The sequence below is a fragment of the Nostoc sp. NZL genome (assembly GCF_015714705.1).
GTDB lineage: Bacteria > Cyanobacteriota > Cyanobacteriia > Cyanobacteriales > Nostocaceae > Nostoc > Nostoc foliaceum_A.
The window spans coordinates 1-18927 of the sequence record NZ_WBKL01000120.1; the positions used below are offsets into that span (position 1 = coordinate 1).

Below are 18927 nucleotides of genomic sequence, written 5' to 3' on the forward strand. Positions count from 1 at the left end.
CGTTCATACTTTCCGAAAAGTCTAGGGACAATGGTGAGATGGTTTGGGGAAATAGTCGGTTATTTTGATGGCAGAACTACCAGTGGTACTGTAGAAGGAATTAATAATAAACTCAAGTTAATTAAAAGACTTGGGTATGGCTTTCGTAATTTTAGCAATTTTCGATTACGCAGTTTATTAAACTGGCACTTTTCTATTAATTCTCCATAAAAGTAACGGATGAACCAAAAAATCTATGTATGAATATCGCAAGCTCACAAAAGAACAAAAAGCTGAACTAGTTAAATATCGCTTAAGCCAGGGTTATCCACCCCACTCTCCACCACATCCTGTACAAGATAAGCAATTTTATTTATTAACGGTAGCTTGTTATGAGCATCAGTGTCATATACACACTGAATCGCGTCGTCAGCAATTGCTAGATATGATTTTTGATAGGTTTGGTGGCAGTGGAAATGAAGATAGGAGCGCTTCATCGCTCACTACGAACTTAACAATTGGTGCTTGGGTTGTTTTGCCTAATCACTATCATCTACTGGTTTATGTTGAAAATTTTGATGTATTAGGTGAATTATTTCGCAGAATACATGGTGCGCTTTCTCGACAGTGGAATATAGAGGAAAATTTTACTAAAAGAAAAATTTGGTATCGTTGGAGCGATCGCGCTATTCGCTCGGAAAGACATTATTATACAACTATTAACTATATTCATTACAACGCAGTTAAACATGGTTTAGTCAAATCTCCTTACGACTGGGTTGAAAGTAGTGTTCACTGGTATTTACAGGCTTGTGGACGGCAATGGCTGCGTGATTGTTGGACTCAATATCCAGTCCAAGATTATGGTAAAGATTGGGATAATTTTTAATGTTTGTAGTAAGGGCTAAATCCTTTATAGGACTTACGCAACTGGCATATTATTTTTAGTTTGTAGTGTTCGCGCAGCGTCTCGCAGAGAGGACTTTAGTCCTCAAAATCAGGGCTGAAGCCCTTACTACAAACTAAAAGTTTTAATTTGTTGTTACACTTGCATAAGTCCTACCTTATTACGAGCTTATTTTTTATCAATATACCTTTGCCACATCTGCTCGTAAGCTTTTTCCATGTCACGGGTAAACTGTTTGCCATTCCAAAGTGGTGCTGTTTGCCGGGATGCTTTGAGCTTCAAAGCAACTTGCTGACGTAAAGCCTCATCCTTCCCTAAGCGCACACCCCATTCTATATACTCTTCATCAGTCCAGGCAATACCTTCTGTAATACCCGCATTCACCATCATGGTGTAGCTATTACGTGCCGCAAACTGTTCACCGACTCGCGTCACCAAGGGAATACCCATCCACAATGTTTCTAAGGTTGTTGTCGCTCCGTTGTAGGGAAATGTATCTAATACAATATCAGCAATGCCTAAATTAGCACGATGAACTGACTCTGAATAGACTATTGGTAAAAACCTTAGCCGCGAACAATCTACGCCTTCTTCTTCGGCAATTTGGTAAAAGAAGCGTTTAATTGTTTCCTGCTCACCAAGTCCTTTAATCAAAAAGTAGCTGTTAGGTACTTGTTTGATAATTTGCATTTGCCACTTTGTCGTTTCTGGATGGCGTTTATATCCTCTTTGGGCGCTGAGATATACAACGGCATCCATAGGAATATCTAAGTCATCGCGGCGGAGAGTTGGGACACCAACTTCAAAACCATCTACTGCTATGTAAGTTTGAGGTAATCGCCAGATTTTCTCTGTATAGTAATTTTGTGCATCATTTGGTAAAACATAAGGATCTGCGATAAAGTAATCAATTGCAGGTATGCCTGATGCATCCCAGCCCAGCCAAGTAACTTGAATCGGGGCTGGCTTGAGTGCCATCACTTCACAAGTAATATCTAGAGTGACGCTATCAAGGTCAATTAAAATATCAATTTCATCTTGATATATCTGGTCAGCAATATCTAGACCATTCATACCTAATTGACGAGCTTTTCCTGCCTGACTTAGATACCATTCTTGGAGATAGTCGTTTACTAATTTGTAGTTAACGAAATAAGTATGTATATCAAATTTCTCTCGATCGTGATGTTGAAATAACCAGCGAGCTAGCCAACCAACAGAATGACTCCTTAAAGCGTAAGAGATATAACCAATTTTTAACTTTTTCGGATGGGGTGTTAAATATTGATTATTCGTAATTTGACGATCATAGTTTTTTCCTTCTGATTCAGCAAGATTTTTAATATAATTATTAAAAATCTCAGCTACCTGATTATGAATAGCTCGAAATTCAGTAGGAGCATCTTTAATGTGAGGTATCGCAAAAGATGGCGAAAGCAACCGTAATATTCTTCCTTCTTCTAAAGGACTTCGTTCAGCTTTAATAAACTGTTGAAATACAGTTTCTAACTCTTCAAAAGTTGTACATATCTCTTGCCAATATCCACCTGCTGACATTAGGCCCCTTAACAGCAAATGGAGTGCAAAAATTTTATCAGCCAAGCCTTCTGATAAGGAATAACACAATCTAGCTGTCTCTATGCCTTGAGAATAATTATGATCATCTTGATAAAAAGTTGCTAAGTGCCGCAAAATTTCTACATTATCTGGCTCTAATCGTAAATGCAATTCTAGTAGAGATGCTGCTAGTAAAGGTTGCCGGAAAGTATGGCCTATTTCCAGAGCAGCAGGAAGCAGTATAGAGAAGCATTGATGAGGATCAGAGAAATAAGGCAGACTAGCTTCTATTAAATTCAGATTAATTGGATGTAAGGGAATAGTATTTAAAACTTCTTTTAAAAATTGGATTAATAATTCGATATCGATTTCTATATTTTCTTTTGCTTTTAAGATTTCAATTAATCCCCACTCATTCAAATCGTCAATCTCTTCAAATTTTTGCAACTTGATACAAAGCATAAGAATTTGAAGCAAATTATTTATATAACTAGGATTAATTTCGCGCATGTGCTGGCGAATTAACCAAGCTAGAGAATATTCCGCCAGAGTTTCACGCCTTTCAGCTTCTATTTGCAAAACTTGAAATAGTTCATTTGTCCAAATTTGTAACTCTTCTTCGTCTGCATCGGTCATTGGCATCATCCAAGTCATTTGAGCTTCTGCTTCTTGCCCTTGCAATAGTAATGTTAATCCTAAATGCCAATAATATGAAATAGTATTTGGATCTATTTCTATTGCTTGCTCATATAATTTTGATGCTTGCAAATAGTTTTCTTTAAGGAAGTATTCTTCAGCCTGATTTTGCCAGTTATATGTATTAGTAATCATTAGGATTTTTGGGGAAAAGTGTAGGGGCAAGATATTGTGAATGACTCACATAATGGAAATAAAGTGGATAGAATAATCTACCCACTTTTAAAAATACCTAATTTAGTTCAATACAAACTACATGAAGAATTAATTTTCCTATACAGCGGCTTAGACAAACTATATTCTCATGTAGTAAGTCCCTTCTCTACTTATTTCAAAGCGGTGTAGTCGGCGGGACAAGAAGTTACGTCAGTGAAAGCATCAGTACCATCTGCACCAGTGTTCACTCTGGCTTTGTCAGCCTCACACAAAGTAGCTATGGTAGTAGCTTCACTGGTACCAGATTGAACTACCACACCCACACCACCGATATAAGTTTTGAGAGGTGCGCTAGCAACTACTGTTTGTGCTTGGTTAGTTGCTATGCTACTACCAGCACCACCACCATCAATTTTGTATATGTAATTTGTGGTTTGTGTTGCAACACCAAGACCTAAGTTACCAAAATCAGCTTGAGCCGCAAATGAGTTTTTTTCTAGGTAAAATGCTTGTTGGGCGCGGTTCATGGAACCTACGTAGGTTTTAGCTTCTGACTGCTTGGCTTTGTTAGCTTGGTTTAAGAAAGAAGGTAGTGCGATCGCAGACAAAATACCGATAATAATAATTACTACTAGTAATTCAATGAGTGTAAAACCTTCGTTTTCTTTCTTTTTGTCGAGGATGTGTTGGAGAAATTTTGCTTTTAGTTCGGTTTTCATAAGTGTTTTCCCGGGGGTAGGAAGTGCTTGTGTGTTCTAGATATAACTTACCCAACTGCGATCGCTTTCCTATCACCTTGGGTAAAAAAGTTTGGCGAGATGTAGTTCTACAATCCAGAATCCTTGCATTCAAAAGCCCCTGATGTAGATCAGGGGCTAGATTCTCAATTTCGTTTGTGAGAGTGCCTTATTCAAACTCAGGTAGCCACAGTTCTAATACCCCAACCTAGTAGCAAGTCTGGTAATGTCAGTGTGTGTCCATTTTGCAACACCACTGGAACTTCGTTTAATCGGTAAACCATTACTATTAATTTGATTACAACAGCCGAATCGCAATTTCCAACCCTTCACATACACCGCTAAGAAAATCTAAATCCAAAGTAGCGATCGCATCACTAGGTTTGTGATAATGTGGATTCCGCAAGAATGCCGTATCTGTCACCATCATTGCCGGATAACCCAAATCCCAAAAAGGTGCATGATCACTAAGTCTGGTTTGGGGAACTATTAAACCTCGATTCGGCACGGGTAGCCATTGACTAGATACGCCAGCTTTGCGAATGTTACGGCTCATACCAATTAAGTCAGGCAATGTCCGTAAATTGCCAATTAAAGCAATAAAATCACCTCTGTCTGGATAGAAGCGTTCCAGAGGAGGAGGATAATTTTGGGAACCAGGCGTAGAATCCTTATAGCCCAGCATTTCTAGGGAGATCATTAAGCGTAGTTGTTGCTTTTGTTGGTGCAACAGGGCTGCATAATCAGCACTACCCAGTAAGCCATATTCTTCCATATCGAAAGCAACCAGCCTTAAGGGATATCTCACAGGTTCAGCAGCAAACTTTCTGGCTAATTCCAGCAACACCGCCACACCTGTAGCATTATCATCAGCTCCTGGTGTTCCGGGAACGCCATCATAATGAGCACCAATTAAAATAGGTGGCAAATTCTTTTTTTGTCGTCTCGCTTGGGAAGGTAAATTTAATATCAAGTTCTTACAAGCTTTACCCCTGACTTCAAAGGTGTGGATTTCCACACTCCCCCATTGGGAAAATTGCTGGCGAATGTATTCTTGGACAAAAAAATGCCCAGCCGTTGCCATGTAAGGATCGCGTTCTCGCGCGATCGCACTCAGGGAAGTTTGTAATCGCTCTGTTAAATTCAAATGTTTAAAATACTAGTAATATTAAGGTTTTCAACGAAGGGGCAGGGGGAAATGACCCCTTCCTGCTGTCCTGGAATGAAGGGGGAACATGGGTCTGAATCCCCCACTTCTATTAAGTGGTTCTCGTTCAAGTAGGGTCTAACCCCAATTCTGTTCTATCCCCCCTGCTCCCTTCTCCCTGCCCCCTTGCCTCTTTTTCAGGCACTCAAAGAACCAGAACAAGTATTATTAAGGTGCATTTACCAATTTGCAGATACAGTGCATAGAAGTAGTTAGATAACAAGAATTGAGGCTGCTTGGACACACCAATCATCGTCAATGCTATCCTAGTCTTGCAACTATCTCCTCTAGCTGCACTTCTTAGCTTACTGCCTTAATGAAGACTATTATACCATTGAGGTGTTTTCATCCAATAGCACAAAGCTAGAGGTAGTTCCGCCCAATCATAATAAATATATAAGACACTTTAGGAGAAGAGTAACGCATGGGCAAGGTAGTCGGCATCGACTTGGGTACAACCAACTCAGTAGTCGCCGTTATGGAGGGTGGCAAGCCGGTGGTGATTGCCAATGCAGAAGGAATGCGAACAACCCCCTCCGTAGTTGGCTTCAGCAAAGATGGCGAAAGAGTGGTAGGGCAAATGGCACGGCGGCAAACCGTCCTCAATCCACAAAATACCTTTTTCGCAGTTAAACGCTTCATTGGGCGGAAATATGGCGAACTTAATCCCGATTCCAAGCGTGTACCCTACACCATCCGTAAGGATGAAGTAGGTAATATTAAAGTTGCCTGTCCCCGTCTCAATAAAGATTTCGCCCCAGAAGAAATTTCGGCAATGGTGCTGAAGAAATTGGCAGATGATGCTAGTCGCTATTTGGGTGAACCAGTGACAGGGGCAGTGATCACAGTACCCGCTTATTTTAACGATTCTCAACGGCAAGCAACCCGCGATGCTGGCAGAATTGCCGGTTTAGAAGTGTTGCGAATTCTCAATGAACCAACTGCTGCATCTTTGGCTTATGGATTAGATCGGGGTGACACTGAAACTATCTTAGTCTTTGACTTGGGTGGTGGCACCTTTGACGTGTCAATTTTAGAAGTAGGCGATGGGATATTTGAAGTCAAGGCTACCAGTGGAGATACGCAACTTGGTGGTAACGACTTTGACAAAATAATAGTAGATTGGTTAGCAGAGCAATTTTTGGAAACAGAAGAGGTAGACTTAAGACGCGATCGCCAAGCTTTACAACGTCTGATGGAAGCGGCGGAAAAAGCCAAAATTGAGCTTTCTGCTGTCAGCGTCACTGATATTAACTTACCCTTCATCACCGCCACGGAAGATGGCCCCAAGCATCTGGAAACTCGTCTAACTCGTTCCCAGTTTGAAGGTTTGTGTGGTGATTTGGTAGGGCGATTGCGGACACCAGTGAAACGCGCCCTCAAAGATGCCGGACTTTCACCTAGAGATATTGAAGAAGTGGTGTTAGTTGGCGGTTCTACACGGATGCCAATGGTGAAGCAGTTAGTGCGGGACTTGATTGGTACAGAACCTAACGAAAACGTCAACCCGGATGAAGTAGTGGGAGTGGGTGCAGCAATTCAAGCAGGCATTCTCGCAGGTGAACTCAAAGATGTGCTGCTTTTAGATGTCACACCCCTCTCTTTGGGATTGGAAACCATCGGCGGCGTGATGAAAAAACTCATTCCCCGCAATACCACTATCCCAGTCCGCCGTTCTGACATTTTTTCCACGTCTGAAAATAACCAAAATACTGTGGAAATCCACGTAGTTCAGGGCGAACGGGAAATGGCCGCAAACAACAAGTCTTTAGGACGGTTCAAGCTCTATGGCATTCCACCAGCACCACGAGGAATTCCCCAAGTTCAGGTGTCATTTGATATTGATGCTAACGGTATTTTACAGGTAACAGCCTTAGATAGAACCACTGGGCGAGAACAGAGTATCACTGTTCAAGGCGCTTCTACCTTGAACGAATCGGAAGTGAATCGGATGATTCAGGATGCACAAAAATACGCCGATGTCGATCGCGAACGTAAAGAAAGAGTAGAAAAGCGGACTCGTTCTGAGGCGTTGATTTTCCAAGCAGAACGACAACTTAGAGAAGTAGCACTCGAATTTGGTATGCAGTTTGCCCGCAGCCGCCGCCAAAGAATTGATAATATTTGCCGAGACCTAAAAGAGAGTCTCAAGGAAAATAGCGATCGCGGTATTGACCAAGCCTACGCCGATTTGCAAGATGCTCTCTATGAGCTAAATCGGGAAGTCCGCCAGACTTATGCTGAAGATGAAGATGACGACTTGTTTGGTACAATCCGTGACATCTTTACTGGTGATAAAGATAAAGAACGCGAATCCCCCAGAGATACATATCGGGAACGCGATTCCTATGGTAACGACTATGGCAGAGATTACGGTAAAGACTATGGCAGAGACTATAGCCGAGACAGTCGTTCTTCCTCCTATGACAGCCGTCCTCCACGCAAATCCCGTCCCAGCTACCAAGATAACTGGGATGATGAAGAAGACAATGATTGGTTGTAAGAAAAGTTAGAAGTTAGGAGTGAGGAGTTAAAAATTAAATCTTTCAACTCCTAACTCATAACTACTAACTCATAACTCCTAACTCATAATTAATCTAAAATCTAAAATTTAAATAACTGACTATGCAAAATTTGCCGAATTTCCGCGATTACTACGAGATTTTGGGAGTATCTAAAGATGCCTCTAGCGAGGAAATTAAAAAGGTTTATCGGCGGTTAGCGAGACAATATCACCCCGATCTTAATCCGGGTAATAAAGCATCTGAGGATAAATTTAAGGATATCGGCGAGGCTTATGAAGTCCTTTCAGACACAGCCAAGCGATCGCAGTACGACCAGTTTAGCCGCTACTGGAAGCAAAAAGGCTTTGCGGGCAACAAACAGACACCAAAAGCTAAAACTTGGCAAAGTGCTCCTAGCGATCGCAACGGCAATCAGGACGTAGATCCAAGCCAATTCTCTGACTTTGAAAGCTTTATTAATCAAGTTATCGGCGTCAAAAATAAGAGTGCAGCAAGTAACTCCAATAATGGCAATACTAGCGATCCGTTTCGTTCCCCCAGAACAAAAGTTGCCTACACCGTTAACACTCCACCTCGCACTACCCGTCGGGATATAGAAGCTAGATTAACGCTCCCATTAGAAAAAGCTTATCAAGGTGGTAATGAACGCATTCGTTTGGAAGATGGGCGATCGCTAGAAGTTAATATGCCACCAGGGATGGTAACAGGTCAAACCATCCGTTTGCGGAACCAAGGCGTTGGTGGTGGTGATTTATACTTAAAAATTACCGTTGAACCTCATCCATTATTCAAGCTAGAAGGTTTAAATATCGTCTGCCAAGTACCTGTTACTCCCACTGAGGCAGTTTTAGGAGGACAGGTAGAAGCACCAACTCTCGATGGCCCTGTAAAAATGACCATCCCTCAAGGAGTTAGGTCTGGTCAAAAATTCCGGCTAGGGAATAAAGGCTACCCTAGCGATGATGGCAAACGTGGCGATCAATTAGTGGAAATTCAAATAGTTACCCCGAAAAATATTAGTCAAGAAGAACAGGAACTGTACGAAAAATTACGGCAAATTGAAACCTTTAAACCCCGTGCTAACTTACTAGGTTAGATAAAAAAATAAATTTTTACCGTGAAAATACCCAAAAAATGAGCTAATTCCGGTGATGATTTGCTATTTTGGGAAAATTAGCTAGTTTCGGAAAACTTTTTCGCAGTGTCTCAAAAATGATTTGCTGTGACTTCTTCCGTCTTACCCAATTCATAAACGATTTAGAATATAAAAAATATCTTTGAGCAAGGTGACTCAAACAGCCGTGAATCACAACGGGGCAATGCCACAAAGCAGTAAACCAACTTATTACTCCCTGCTAGGACTGCATCCCTCGGCATCGGTAATCGACATTCGTCGTGCTTATCGGCAACTGAGCAAACGCTATCATCCTGATACTACAGACTTGCCTACTGCGATCGCCACTCTTAAATTTCAGCAAATCAACGAAGCCTACGCTACCCTAAGCCATCCAGAACGGCGGTTAAGCTATGATTCAAAAATTGGCTATTCTCGCTTTGCGGTGATTCAACCACCTCCAGACTTGAATCATCCCGTCTCGCGTTCTCATGACTGGTCAAAATCAGCTTACCTCGATGCGAGCGATCGCCCTCTCTCATCTGGCGAAATTTTTGCTTTATTTATGCTGGTGTTAACATTTGTAGGTTGTCTTCTACTAGCAATTACCATTGGCTTAACTCGTGGTGATGCTGCTTTCCAAACGCATTTGCTACAGCCAACTCCATCTGTACAACAGCAGATTACTCATGTATCGCAACTAATTACCCTTATGGTAATTAAAAATTAAAAGATTTCCTAATCCAAAATCGCAAATTTCTATGCCTCTTCTTCCCTCTGATACCCCGTTATATAATCATCCCCTGCCACAAATTGAACAGTGGCTAAAAGACCAAGGCTGTCAACAAGACGACACACAGAGACATTGCTGGCATGTGCAGCGGCCTAGTTGGAAAGCTGAACTATGGCTCGATGTTGAGCAAATCGTAGTGCGATATGTCCAATCTGGGGAAAATGGACAAGATATCCAACGTTCATTCAAGTATTCTCTTAGTCGGGATGATGTAGAACAAGCGGTGTTTTCTGGGCCATAAGGAAGAGTACAGTTCACCGTAATAAGTGCGTAGTTTACCGCCGTAGGCATCGCCAATTTTATAAAGTAGGTAAACCAAAAAGTTTTTCCCTCTCAAATTAACTTTATTTGCATCGATGCTATTTAGATCGCAGAGTGAGTGCACCCTGAAACCACTCAACAACGCCATCTGCCAAGACTCGCGCTAATTTTTTTTGTTCATCGGCGTTGGTTATCCATTCAAATTCTTCGGGGTTGGTCATAAAACCCAGTTCCATTACCACTGATGGTGCTGTAGAGGGACGAGTTAGCGCCAAGTTATTCCAAAATACCCCCATTGATGAACGTCCTAGCTGGTTAACTAGATAATTGTGGAGAAAAACGGCTAGGCTATGGGCTTGGGAATGATACCAAAAAGTTCTAATGCCCTTGGTATTCTCTGCATCTCCATCGTCAGGTACTGCTGTGTAATGTATAGTTAGAGCGATCGCTGGTTGTTGTTGATCAATCATGGCTTGGCGATCAGACAATGCTAGTTCTCTGTCAGCTTCTCGCGTCATCACTACTAACGCGCCTCTTAAGACCAGTTCATCACGCAGCAACTTAGATACTGTCAGGCTGACATCTTTAGCTAAATATCCTGTTGGCCCAGCTGCGCCAGTTTCTTGCCCTCCATGTCCTGGGTTAACTAAAATCTTGACACCAGATAATGGTTGTAATTGTACCTGTGCAAAAGCTGGTGAAGAAATGAATATGCAACTGATCGCTAAACCTAAAATTGGTTTCACTGATATAGACTCCTATATGAAATCAGCTTGCACTGCTATGTTTGACGCTAATTATAAAATTGCGTAACCATAAAATGAATAATCGCCCTTAGTAAAAACTTTTTGGTTTACTTAAAGTAGGTATAGCTCACAAAAACGCCCATCCAAAGCGATCGCTTACAATTAAAGTTACTCCTACTCCGATAAAAACCCATGCAAATCGTTCTGCCACCTGAAGTAGAAGCCCTAGTTCAACGCCAAATCACTAGCGGTAAGTATCAGAACGCGATCGCAGTTATTCTTGCAGGCGTAAAACTCCTGGAACAGCAAGAAGACATCTATCAAGGACGACTACAAGACTTGCAACAAGATGCGCGTATTGGGTGAGAAGCATCCGGGCGGGGCGAAGTTGTTGATGGTTCGGCTGCAATGGCTCAAATTCGCGCCAATATGCGTAGTTTACCGCCGCAGGCATCGCGCTACGGTGTTTCAGACGAAGCATGACCCCACAATACCGCCTTACCAAACCCGCAATTCAAGACATTGAGCAGATAGCGGATTACATTGCTAGACAATCTGGCTTGGCTCAGTCTGAGGATTTTTTAAGTAAGCTGGACGCGAAATTTGCCCAAATTGCTCAGTTCCCTCGTCTTGGACGACAGCGTGATGAAATTTTACCTGGTATCCGTAGCCTCGTAGCCTCTCAATAGACAATTACCTCATCCTCTACATGCCCATAGGGCAAGATGTGGAGATTGTTCGTGTTGTCAGTGGTTGTCGAGATAAGCTAATCGTCATTTAAATTGCACCATTTTCATGGTAATAAAAGCTGCAAACCCTCTCCCTTGCTCCCTGCGCCCCTGCGATCTCAATGTGCAAATTAAATGCTTAACAGCTTATCAAAGCCCTATTCAACGACTCTGAGTCTTGATTTACACTTTCCCAAACCGCCGCTCCCGTTGTTGGTAGGCACATAAGGCGCGGTGAAACTCAGCCCGGTCAAAATCGGGCCAGAGAGCATCGGTAATGTAAATTTCTCCATAAGCCATTTGCCAGAGAAGGAAATTTGAGAGGCGCATTTCTCCACTGGTGCGAATTAACAAATCTGGGTCAGTAATTCCTGCTGTGTACAAGTGGCTTTCAAACACCTGTTCATCAATTTCATTGGGTTGTAGCAGACCTTGCTGAACTTGTTTGGCGATCGCTTGACAAGCTTGTAAAATTTCCTGCCGTCCGCCATAATTAGTAGCTACTGAAAACCGGATACCCCGATTATCCTTAGTTTCTTCCATTGAACGGGATATTTCTTGTTGGAGCGATCGCGGCAAGTCCTGCAAATTTCCCACAAACTTAATTTGAACATTCTCTTCGACCATTTCCCGCAATTCTTGGCGCAAAACTCTTTGAAACAGAGTCATCAAAAAATCCACCTCTTCCTGTGGTCTTTTCCAGTTCTCTGTCGAGAAAGCATAAGCTGTAAGTGCCTGAATCCCCCAATCTTGACAACAGCGAAGTAAATCTTTGAGAGCATCTACCCCTCGCTTATGACCCATAATCCGAGGTAGACCCTGACGTTTAGCCCATCGACCATTGCCATCCATAATCACTGCAACGTGTTGGGGCAATAGTTCTCGTTTTAAGTCATTAGGTAAATCTTGCAGTTTAGTTTGTTGTGCTGTCATTTTTTATCTCGAGAAGCGGTCGATGGTAATCCGAGTAAACGTGAAACCAGTGCTAGTGTCTTCCCACCTATCTGACGAACAAAACTCAACAGACCAGGAGCAACAGCTTCCCTATCGACGGTTGGGGATAAAAGAGCCTCTAATGACTCTTTCAGTTTCCTAATCGTCAGCGGTCTATTTAGGGTTCCCCGTTCCGCTAAGGAAATGGAACCTGTTTCTTCAGATACGACGACACAAATGCAATTTTCGACCCGCTCAGTAATTCCCATTGCCGCCCGGTGGCGTGTTCCCAACTGGCGCGAGGCTGTGCGTCCCGAAAGTGGTAAAATTATACCCGATGAAACGATCCGTGAGCCACGAATTAATGTTGCTCCATCGTGTAACAAAGTTTTTGGCTGAAAAATTGTCTGGATTAGTTCTTTAGAAACTTCCGCATTTAGCTTTACTCCTGGCACAGAAAAATCTCGCTCATCAATTGGCCCTGTGGTTTCCACAATTAGTAAAGCTCCAATGCGGTTTTTTGACAATTCTTTAACAGCCTCAACAATTTCATCAATTACACTATCAGATTTGGGGATTGCCAGCCGATCGGGTTGAAACAACTGGCGGAATTCGCCACGCCCCAATTGCTCCAAAAATCGTCGAAACTCTGACTGTAGAGCAACTGCCATCGCCACAGCACAACCAATCACCAACTTTTCCAGTACAAAACTTAGCAGAGGTAGTCCTAATCTGCCACTTAGTGCTGAGGCTAGCATTAAGATAATGAATCCCCTCACCATCCATAGTGTTCGGCGCTCACTAATGATAACTAGTATCATGTAAGTCAGCGCCAGCACTAACACAATATCCAGAGTCCCAAGTAGCAAGGACTGTGACCATCCTAGGTTTATCAGCCATTGCTTCCACCAATCTCTCATGACATCTGGATTACACTTTTGCCTCTAATTACATTTAGTCATTAGTCATTAGTCATTAGTCATTAGTCATTGGTCATTAGTTCTTGGCTAATGACTAATGACCAAGGACTAATGACTACATTTTCAGTCTTTCTGGTAGGCGATCTTGTCGAATTAAATCTTGATAAGTTTCACGTTGCAAAATTAAATTTGCTTCGCCATTCGCCACAACAACTGCTGCCGGTCGGGGCAAGCGGTTATAGTTAGATGCCATACTGTAATTGTACGCACCAGTTCCCATAACTACGAGAATATCTCCTGGTTCAGTCTTTGGGAGTAGTGCATTTTTAATCAGAATATCTCCTGATTCACAATGTTTACCAGCAATTGTGACTGTTTGGGTTAAAGGAGAAGACATTTTATTGGCAACTACTGCCCGATAAACTGATTGGTAAGTAATCGGGCGGGGATTATCGGACATTCCCCCATCGATCGCTACGTAGGTACGAATTTCTGGGATAACTTTGGATGAACCAATAGTATAGGCAGTGACGCAAGCTGTGGCAATTAGCGATCGCCCCGGTTCACACAGTAATTTTGGCAAAGGTAAATTTTCGGCTACACAAGCTTCTTGAATTACCTCACAAATCGGTTTCACCCACTCTTCAATGCTGGGGGGATCGTCTGATTCTATATACTTAATACCTAAACCACCACCGACATTTAACTCTGAAAAATTTAAACCATACTTCGCCGCATCACTTAACCACTGTACCATCAGAGCCGCTAAATCTCGATGCGGTTGGCGCTCAAAAATTTGGGAACCGATATGAGCATGTAACCCTAAGCAGTTAAGGAAAGACTGTTTGCTGACAAAAGTAAATAATTCCTCTAACTCATTTGGATCAAAGCCAAATTTACTATCTAGTTGCCCCGTGCGGATATATTCATGTGTGTGACATTCAATACCCGGAGTCAAGCGCAACAAGAATCGAGGCTGTACGGAGGGGGAATTTGCTGTCTCAGCAATTTCTACCAAAGTGCGTAACTCGTGCCAGTTATCCACCACAATAGTGCAACCGACTTCTGTGGCAAAAATCAGTTCTTCACGAGATTTATTGTTGCTATGAAGATAGATTTTCTCAGGATTGACGCCTGCTTGCAGCGCAGTGTAGAGTTCACCGCCTGATGCGACATCAATTCCTAAACCTTCTGATGCCGCGATCGCACAAACTGCTAAACAATTCCAAGCTTTTGAGGCATACAATACTTGAGATTCGCCCTTGTAGTACTGCTTGAAAGCATCTCGGTATTGCTGACAAGCTGAACGCAGGGTTTCTTCATCTAAAATATATAAAGGTGAACCAAACTGCTCAACTAGGGTTGTGACATCACACCCACCAATTTCCAGGGAGTCATGATTATGAACTCTGGCAGTTAAGGGTAAAAGTTCTTGATTAGGCGATGGATTTGCCTTGGTGTCGTGCCTGTGAGGTAAATATTGACTTCCAGAATGTTGAACCCCAGTGGGGTGAGTCGATACCATAACTATAAAAATTGTCCTTGTTCAAATTAGGGGCTTTGAGTTAGTCTCCCGATTCCCAGTTTACAAAGGGTTTGTAATCTTATTCAATAAATGTGATCTCATTAGATTTAGAAATTAAATTACTGACACTAGAAAATCTCAGTGCTATTCTGGAACTCGATCAAGCCTGTTTTGGTGGACTTTGGACTCGGGACGGCTACAAACGAGAATTGGATAGTCCCAACAGCGATTTACTCGGTTTATTTTCCCCATCCTCCAGCACAAGTTTGCTAGGAATGGGTTGCTTTTGGTCAATTTTAGAGGAAGCCCACATTACAATTTTGGCGGTTCATCCCCAATATCACCGTCAAGGAATGGGTGCAGCTTTACTATATTCACTCATTAAGACAGCTTGCGATCGCAAAATGGAGCGAGCTACCCTCGAAGTCCGAGCCTCCAACTTGGCGGCAATATCTTTATATCAAAAATTTGGCTTCAAAACAGCAGGGCGGCGGCGGCGTTATTACCAAGATAACGATGAGGATGCGTTAATCCTTTGGATGTCAGACCTGCAACACCCCCATTTTCAAAAGACTTTGGATAATTGGCATACCCTAGTTAGCGATCGCTTGGGCAAATCCTCTTGGCACTTGCTTTTTAGGTAGTTGAGGATTATTAATTTTGAATTATCCGGGTTGATGATCAGCTTCAGCAAAAAAATGCAACTTTGCTGCGTTTTTTAAATTTAAATATTTTATAAAAACCCAGAAAAACATAACATAAACCTATGTAAATAGGTTTTGGTTGATATTTAAAAAAAAATATGTTATTAGTAGTTGTTTGGGATTGAGTGAATCAACTCTCAATGTAAGCAGTGAACTGTTTGTAATAAATCCCAAAAAGGCTGGTGAACTAAAGCTCCTCAGTACACTAGCCAGATAAAAGTAGTCAATAGTTAACAATTAGCCCATCACCCCAAGTCATAGCTTCAGGATGTCTATAATCTGTTATACAGGCATCCAAAAGCTTTGCCTGTGCTAAAATCAGCATACCGGCACGACCGCAGGTGATGGGAAAAATGCCATGTTTGAACGCTTCACAGAAAAAGCCATTAAGGTAATCATGCTGGCCCAAGAAGAGGCCCGCCGTTTAGGTCACAACTTTGTTGGAACCGAACAGATCCTCCTGGGTCTGATTGGCGAAGGCACTGGAGTGGCTGCCAAGGTGCTGAAATCAATGGGCGTCAATCTCAAAGATGCCCGAATTGAAGTTGAAAAAATTATAGGACGGGGATCAGGCTTTGTTGCCGTGGAAATTCCGTTTACGCCACGGGCAAAGCGAGTTTTAGAACTCTCCTTGGAAGAAGCACGCCAACTGGGGCATAACTACATTGGCACCGAGCATCTGCTGTTGGGCCTAATCCGCGAAGGGGAAGGTGTCGCAGCCAGGGTGCTAGAAAACCTCGGTGTGGATCTATCTAAGGTAAGAACCCAAGTCATCCGCATGTTGGGTGAAACTGCCGAAGTTTCACCAGGCGGTTCATCCGGGCGCACAAAAACCCCGACTCTGGATGAATTTGGCTCAAACCTAACCCAGATGGCGATAGACAATAAGCTCGATCCAGTGGTGGGACGCGCCAAGGAAATTGAGCGGGTAATCCAGATATTGGGTCGCCGAACTAAAAATAACCCAGTGCTGATTGGGGAACCAGGGGTTGGTAAAACTGCGATCGCTGAAGGTTTAGCTTCACGCATTGCCACTAAAGATGTCCCTGACATCCTGGAAGATAAACGCGTCGTCACGTTGGATATTGGTTTGCTCGTAGCAGGAACCAAGTACCGGGGTGAATTTGAAGAACGCTTGAAAAAAATCATGGATGAAATCCGCTCGGCGGGTAATGTCATTCTCGTGATTGATGAGGTACACACCTTAATTGGTGCAGGTGCGGCAGAAGGTGCTATTGACGCAGCGAATATCCTCAAGCCAGCTTTGGCCAGAGGTGAGTTGCAGTGCATCGGAGCTACAACCCTAGATGAATACCGGAAGCACATCGAGCGAGATGCAGCTCTAGAGCGGCGTTTCCAGCCAGTGATGGTTGGTGAACCTACAGTTGATGAAACAATTGAAATTTTATATGGTCTGCGCGAACGCTACGAGCAACACCATAAACTGAAAATCTCCGACGAAGCATTGGTAGCAGCGGCGAAGTTATCAGATCGTTACATTAGCGATCGCTTCCTCCCAGATAAAGCCATCGACTTAGTTGATGAAGCTGGTTCTAGGGTGCGCTTGATTAACTCCCAACTGCCACCCGCAGCCAAAGAGTTAGACAAAGAACTGCGTCAGATATTAAAAGAAAAAGATGACGCAGTGCGCTCCCAAGACTTTGACAAAGCAGGGGAATTGCGCGATCGCGAAATGGAAATCAAAGCCGAAATCCGAGCGATCGCTCAAAGCAAGACCAATGCAACTGGCACAGAAGGTGAAGAACCTGTAGTTACAGAAGAAGACATTGCTCACATTGTCGCTTCCTGGACTGGAGTACCGGTTAACAAACTCACCGAATCTGAATCTGAAAAGCTGCTGCACATGGAAGACACCTTGCATCAGCGTTTAATTGGTCAAGATGAAGCTGTGAAAGCAGTTTCACGAGCAATTCGCCGCGCTCGTGTCGGTTTGAAGAATCCCAACCGACCCATAGCTAGCTTTGTCTTCTCTGGGCCTACTGGTGTAGGTAAAACCGAGTTGGCGAAATCCTTAGCTGCTTACTTCTTCGGTTCCGAAGAAGCGATGATCCGCTTAGATATGTCCGAATACATGGAGCGTCACACCGTCAGCAAGCTGATTGGTTCCCCTCCAGGTTATGTTGGCTATAACGAAGGTGGTCAGCTGACCGAAGCCGTGCGGCGGCGTCCTTACACCGTGGTGTTGTTCGACGAAATCGAAAAAGCACACCCCGATGTATTCAACATGCTGCTGCAAATTTTGGAAGACGGTCGGTTAACTGATGCCAAAGGTCGCACGGTGGACTTCAAGAACACCTTGCTGATTTTAACTTCCAATATTGGTTCTAAGGTAATTGAAAAAGGCGGTAGCGGTATCGGCTTTGAATTCTCCGAAGATGCCAGCGAGTCAACTTACAACCGGATTCGCTCTTTGGTAAACGAAGAACTCAAGCAGTACTTCCGTCCAGAGTTCCTCAACCGACTTGATGAAATTATCGTCTTCCGTCAGTTGAACAAGCCGGAAGTGACCCAAATCGCCGAAATTATGCTCAAGGAAGTATTTGGTCGTCTGACCGAAAAAGGTATCACCTTAGAAGTCACAGACCGCTTCAAGGATCGTTTGATCCAAGAAGGTTACAGTCCCAGCTACGGCGCAAGGCCATTACGTCGGGCAATTATGCGCCTGTTAGAAGATAGCCTAGCAGAAGAAATTCTGTCTGGACGTATCAAGGATGGCGATACAGCCCTTGTTGATGTGGATGAAAATGGCGTTGTGCAAGTTAGTTCTCAACAGCGCCGGGAATTGTTACCCCAAGGTGTTGAGTAAGATTTAGGATTTGGGATTTAAGTCTCAAATAAAAAATTAGAAAACGGTAGAGTATTTACTGCTCTACCGTTTTTTATTCACTAAATATTTATTAAGTGCTTCAAATTTGGATCTAGTAGCATTTGGTCTGCGGTAGTATATCGTTCACTAAACCGCCTTGTATTATAGCTTGGTAGTAGAATTAGGATACAACATGAACAAAGGAGCAAGAACGTGCAAGCCATACTTTATCGTTACCATGTTAGATTAATCCGATAAGCACTAAAAGGTGTTCTAAGTTATGATCTTCAGTGATGTAGTTGAAGCAATTAAAAGTCTTTCCAGCGAAGAAAAGTTAGAAATTCAACTGTTATTACAGCAATATCTACGCGAAGAAAGGCGTGAAGAGATTTATCAAAATTTTCAGGCGGCGCAAGTAGAACAGCAAAATAGTGAACTAAAGTTTTCCTCGAATATGGATGAACTGAGACAACTGATAGAAGAGTGATGACAAAAGTAAGTTTCAGTTCTTCATTTCAACGTGCTTTTAAAAAGCGAATTCAAAGGAATGTAGATTTAGAAGCACGATTTTGGCAAAAGTTGGAGCATTGTATTGATAGTTAAGATGTTGCG

17 protein-coding genes and 1 pseudogene are annotated in these 18927 nt (G+C 42.8%); 11 read left to right on the forward strand and 7 right to left on the reverse strand.

Going from position 1 to position 18927, the window contains the following annotated elements; genetic code table 11:
- Nucleotides 1-210, forward strand: a 210-nt coding sequence (locus F8R90_RS17010; RefSeq protein WP_196511116.1) for a transposase, incomplete at its 5' end; no start/stop codon positions are given.
- Between the two features lie 25 nt (nt 211-235).
- The gene (locus tag F8R90_RS17015; protein ID WP_196511726.1) at nt 236-868 is read left to right on the forward strand and encodes a transposase; all 633 of its coding nucleotides are present in this window, start codon (nt 236-238) and stop codon (nt 866-868) included.
- A gap of 186 nt (nt 869-1054) precedes the next feature.
- Here F8R90_RS17015 and F8R90_RS17020 read toward each other — a convergent pair whose 3' ends face one another.
- The 3 genes from F8R90_RS17020 to F8R90_RS17035 all read right to left on the reverse strand — a co-directional run bounded on the left by F8R90_RS17020 (nt 1055) and on the right by F8R90_RS17035 (nt 5179).
- Nucleotides 1055-3274, reverse strand: a complete 2220-nt coding sequence (locus tag F8R90_RS17020) for an O-linked N-acetylglucosamine transferase, SPINDLY family protein (RefSeq protein WP_196511727.1) — start codon at nt 3272-3274, stop codon at nt 1055-1057.
- Nucleotides 3275-3465: 191 nt separating this feature from the next.
- Nucleotides 3466-4014: a type IV pilin-like G/H family protein gene (locus F8R90_RS17025; protein ID WP_196511728.1), complete on the reverse strand. Its 549-nt coding sequence runs from the start codon at nt 4012-4014 to the stop codon at nt 3466-3468.
- Nucleotides 4015-4330: 316 nt separating this feature from the next.
- Nucleotides 4331-5179: a M28 family peptidase gene (locus F8R90_RS17035; RefSeq protein WP_196511729.1), complete on the reverse strand. Its 849-nt coding sequence runs from the start codon at nt 5177-5179 to the stop codon at nt 4331-4333.
- Between the two features lie 484 nt (nt 5180-5663).
- On the opposite strand from F8R90_RS17035, the gene dnaK reads away from it, so the two are divergent.
- From dnaK to F8R90_RS17055, 4 genes are all read left to right on the forward strand, one after another.
- Complete coding sequence (gene dnaK / locus F8R90_RS17040; RefSeq protein WP_190895097.1) at nt 5664-7742, forward strand: molecular chaperone DnaK; 2079 nt, start codon at nt 5664-5666, stop codon at nt 7740-7742.
- A 122-nt stretch (nt 7743-7864) separates the two neighbouring features.
- Complete coding sequence (locus F8R90_RS17045) at nt 7865-8860, forward strand: DnaJ C-terminal domain-containing protein (protein WP_196511730.1); 996 nt, start codon at nt 7865-7867, stop codon at nt 8858-8860.
- Between the two features lie 223 nt (nt 8861-9083).
- Nucleotides 9084-9608 carry a J domain-containing protein gene (locus tag F8R90_RS17050; RefSeq protein ID WP_196511766.1) on the forward strand — a complete coding sequence of 175 codons (525 nt, stop codon included), beginning with the start codon at nt 9084-9086 and terminating at the stop codon, nt 9606-9608.
- A 31-nt stretch (nt 9609-9639) separates the two neighbouring features.
- The gene (locus tag F8R90_RS17055; protein ID WP_069071493.1) at nt 9640-9912 is read left to right on the forward strand and encodes a DUF3143 domain-containing protein; all 273 of its coding nucleotides are present in this window, start codon (nt 9640-9642) and stop codon (nt 9910-9912) included.
- 118 nt (nt 9913-10030) lie between these two features.
- Here F8R90_RS17055 and F8R90_RS17060 read toward each other — a convergent pair.
- Nucleotides 10031-10606: pseudogene (locus tag F8R90_RS17060) on the reverse strand (N-acetylmuramoyl-L-alanine amidase family protein); the annotation flags it as partial.
- A 264-nt stretch (nt 10607-10870) separates the two neighbouring features.
- Between F8R90_RS17060 and F8R90_RS32935 the strand changes: the two are divergent.
- The gene (locus F8R90_RS32935; RefSeq protein WP_230966369.1) at nt 10871-11044 is read left to right on the forward strand and encodes a ribbon-helix-helix domain-containing protein; all 174 of its coding nucleotides are present in this window, start codon (nt 10871-10873) and stop codon (nt 11042-11044) included.
- Nucleotides 11045-11157: 113 nt separating this feature from the next.
- Entirely contained in the window at nt 11158-11367 is a 210-nt protein-coding gene (locus F8R90_RS17070) for a type II toxin-antitoxin system RelE/ParE family toxin (protein ID WP_230966371.1), read from the forward strand.
- A gap of 222 nt (nt 11368-11589) precedes the next feature.
- Here F8R90_RS17070 and F8R90_RS17075 read toward each other — a convergent pair whose 3' ends face one another.
- The 3 genes from F8R90_RS17075 to lysA form a co-directional block, all read right to left on the reverse strand.
- Nucleotides 11590-12339 carry an isoprenyl transferase gene (locus tag F8R90_RS17075; RefSeq protein WP_196511731.1) on the reverse strand — a complete coding sequence of 250 codons (750 nt, stop codon included), beginning with the start codon at nt 12337-12339 and terminating at the stop codon, nt 11590-11592.
- On the reverse strand, nt 12336-13259 hold the full coding sequence (cdaA, locus tag F8R90_RS17080; RefSeq protein WP_190895093.1) for a diadenylate cyclase CdaA: 924 nt from the start codon (nt 13257-13259) through the stop codon (nt 12336-12338). Before cdaA ends, F8R90_RS17075 begins: the two co-directional genes overlap by 4 nt.
- Nucleotides 13260-13374: 115 nt before the next feature.
- Nucleotides 13375-14784, reverse strand: coding sequence for a diaminopimelate decarboxylase (gene lysA / locus F8R90_RS17085; RefSeq protein ID WP_196511732.1), 1410 nt, complete (start codon nt 14782-14784; stop codon nt 13375-13377).
- Between the two features lie 92 nt (nt 14785-14876).
- On the opposite strand from lysA, the gene rimI reads away from it, so the two are divergent.
- From rimI to F8R90_RS17100, 3 genes are all read left to right on the forward strand, one after another.
- A complete protein-coding gene (gene rimI, locus F8R90_RS17090) occupies nt 14877-15428 on the forward strand; it encodes a ribosomal protein S18-alanine N-acetyltransferase (RefSeq protein WP_196511733.1) in 552 nt (183 codons plus the stop codon).
- A 418-nt stretch (nt 15429-15846) separates the two neighbouring features.
- Nucleotides 15847-18315, forward strand: a complete 2469-nt coding sequence (locus tag F8R90_RS17095) for an ATP-dependent Clp protease ATP-binding subunit (RefSeq protein WP_196511734.1) — start codon at nt 15847-15849, stop codon at nt 18313-18315.
- A gap of 280 nt (nt 18316-18595) precedes the next feature.
- Nucleotides 18596-18802 carry a hypothetical protein gene (locus F8R90_RS17100; RefSeq protein WP_190917263.1) on the forward strand — a complete coding sequence of 69 codons (207 nt, stop codon included), beginning with the start codon at nt 18596-18598 and terminating at the stop codon, nt 18800-18802.
- Nucleotides 18803-18927 lie beyond the last annotated feature (125 nt).

Coding starts and splice junctions, on each gene's coding strand:
- F8R90_RS17015 (WP_196511726.1), top strand. CDS start 236: ATGTATGAATATCGCAAGCTCACAAAAGAACAAAAAGCTGAACTAGTT.
- F8R90_RS17020 (WP_196511727.1), bottom strand. CDS start 3,274: ATGATTACTAATACATATAACTGGCAAAATCAGGCTGAAGAATACTTC.
- F8R90_RS17025 (WP_196511728.1), bottom strand. CDS start 4,014: ATGAAAACCGAACTAAAAGCAAAATTTCTCCAACACATCCTCGACAAA.
- dnaK (WP_190895097.1), top strand. CDS start 5,664: ATGGGCAAGGTAGTCGGCATCGACTTGGGTACAACCAACTCAGTAGTC.
- F8R90_RS17045 (WP_196511730.1), top strand. CDS start 7,865: ATGCAAAATTTGCCGAATTTCCGCGATTACTACGAGATTTTGGGAGTA.
- F8R90_RS17050 (WP_196511766.1), top strand. CDS start 9,084: ATGCCACAAAGCAGTAAACCAACTTATTACTCCCTGCTAGGACTGCAT.
- F8R90_RS17055 (WP_069071493.1), top strand. CDS start 9,640: ATGCCTCTTCTTCCCTCTGATACCCCGTTATATAATCATCCCCTGCCA.
- F8R90_RS32935 (WP_230966369.1), top strand. CDS start 10,871: ATGCAAATCGTTCTGCCACCTGAAGTAGAAGCCCTAGTTCAACGCCAA.
- F8R90_RS17070 (WP_230966371.1), top strand. CDS start 11,158: ATGACCCCACAATACCGCCTTACCAAACCCGCAATTCAAGACATTGAG.
- F8R90_RS17075 (WP_196511731.1), bottom strand. CDS start 12,339: ATGACAGCACAACAAACTAAACTGCAAGATTTACCTAATGACTTAAAA.
- cdaA (WP_190895093.1), bottom strand. CDS start 13,259: ATGAGAGATTGGTGGAAGCAATGGCTGATAAACCTAGGATGGTCACAG.
- lysA (WP_196511732.1), bottom strand. CDS start 14,784: ATGGTATCGACTCACCCCACTGGGGTTCAACATTCTGGAAGTCAATAT.
- F8R90_RS17095 (WP_196511734.1), top strand. CDS start 15,847: ATGTTTGAACGCTTCACAGAAAAAGCCATTAAGGTAATCATGCTGGCC.
- F8R90_RS17100 (WP_190917263.1), top strand. CDS start 18,596: ATGATCTTCAGTGATGTAGTTGAAGCAATTAAAAGTCTTTCCAGCGAA.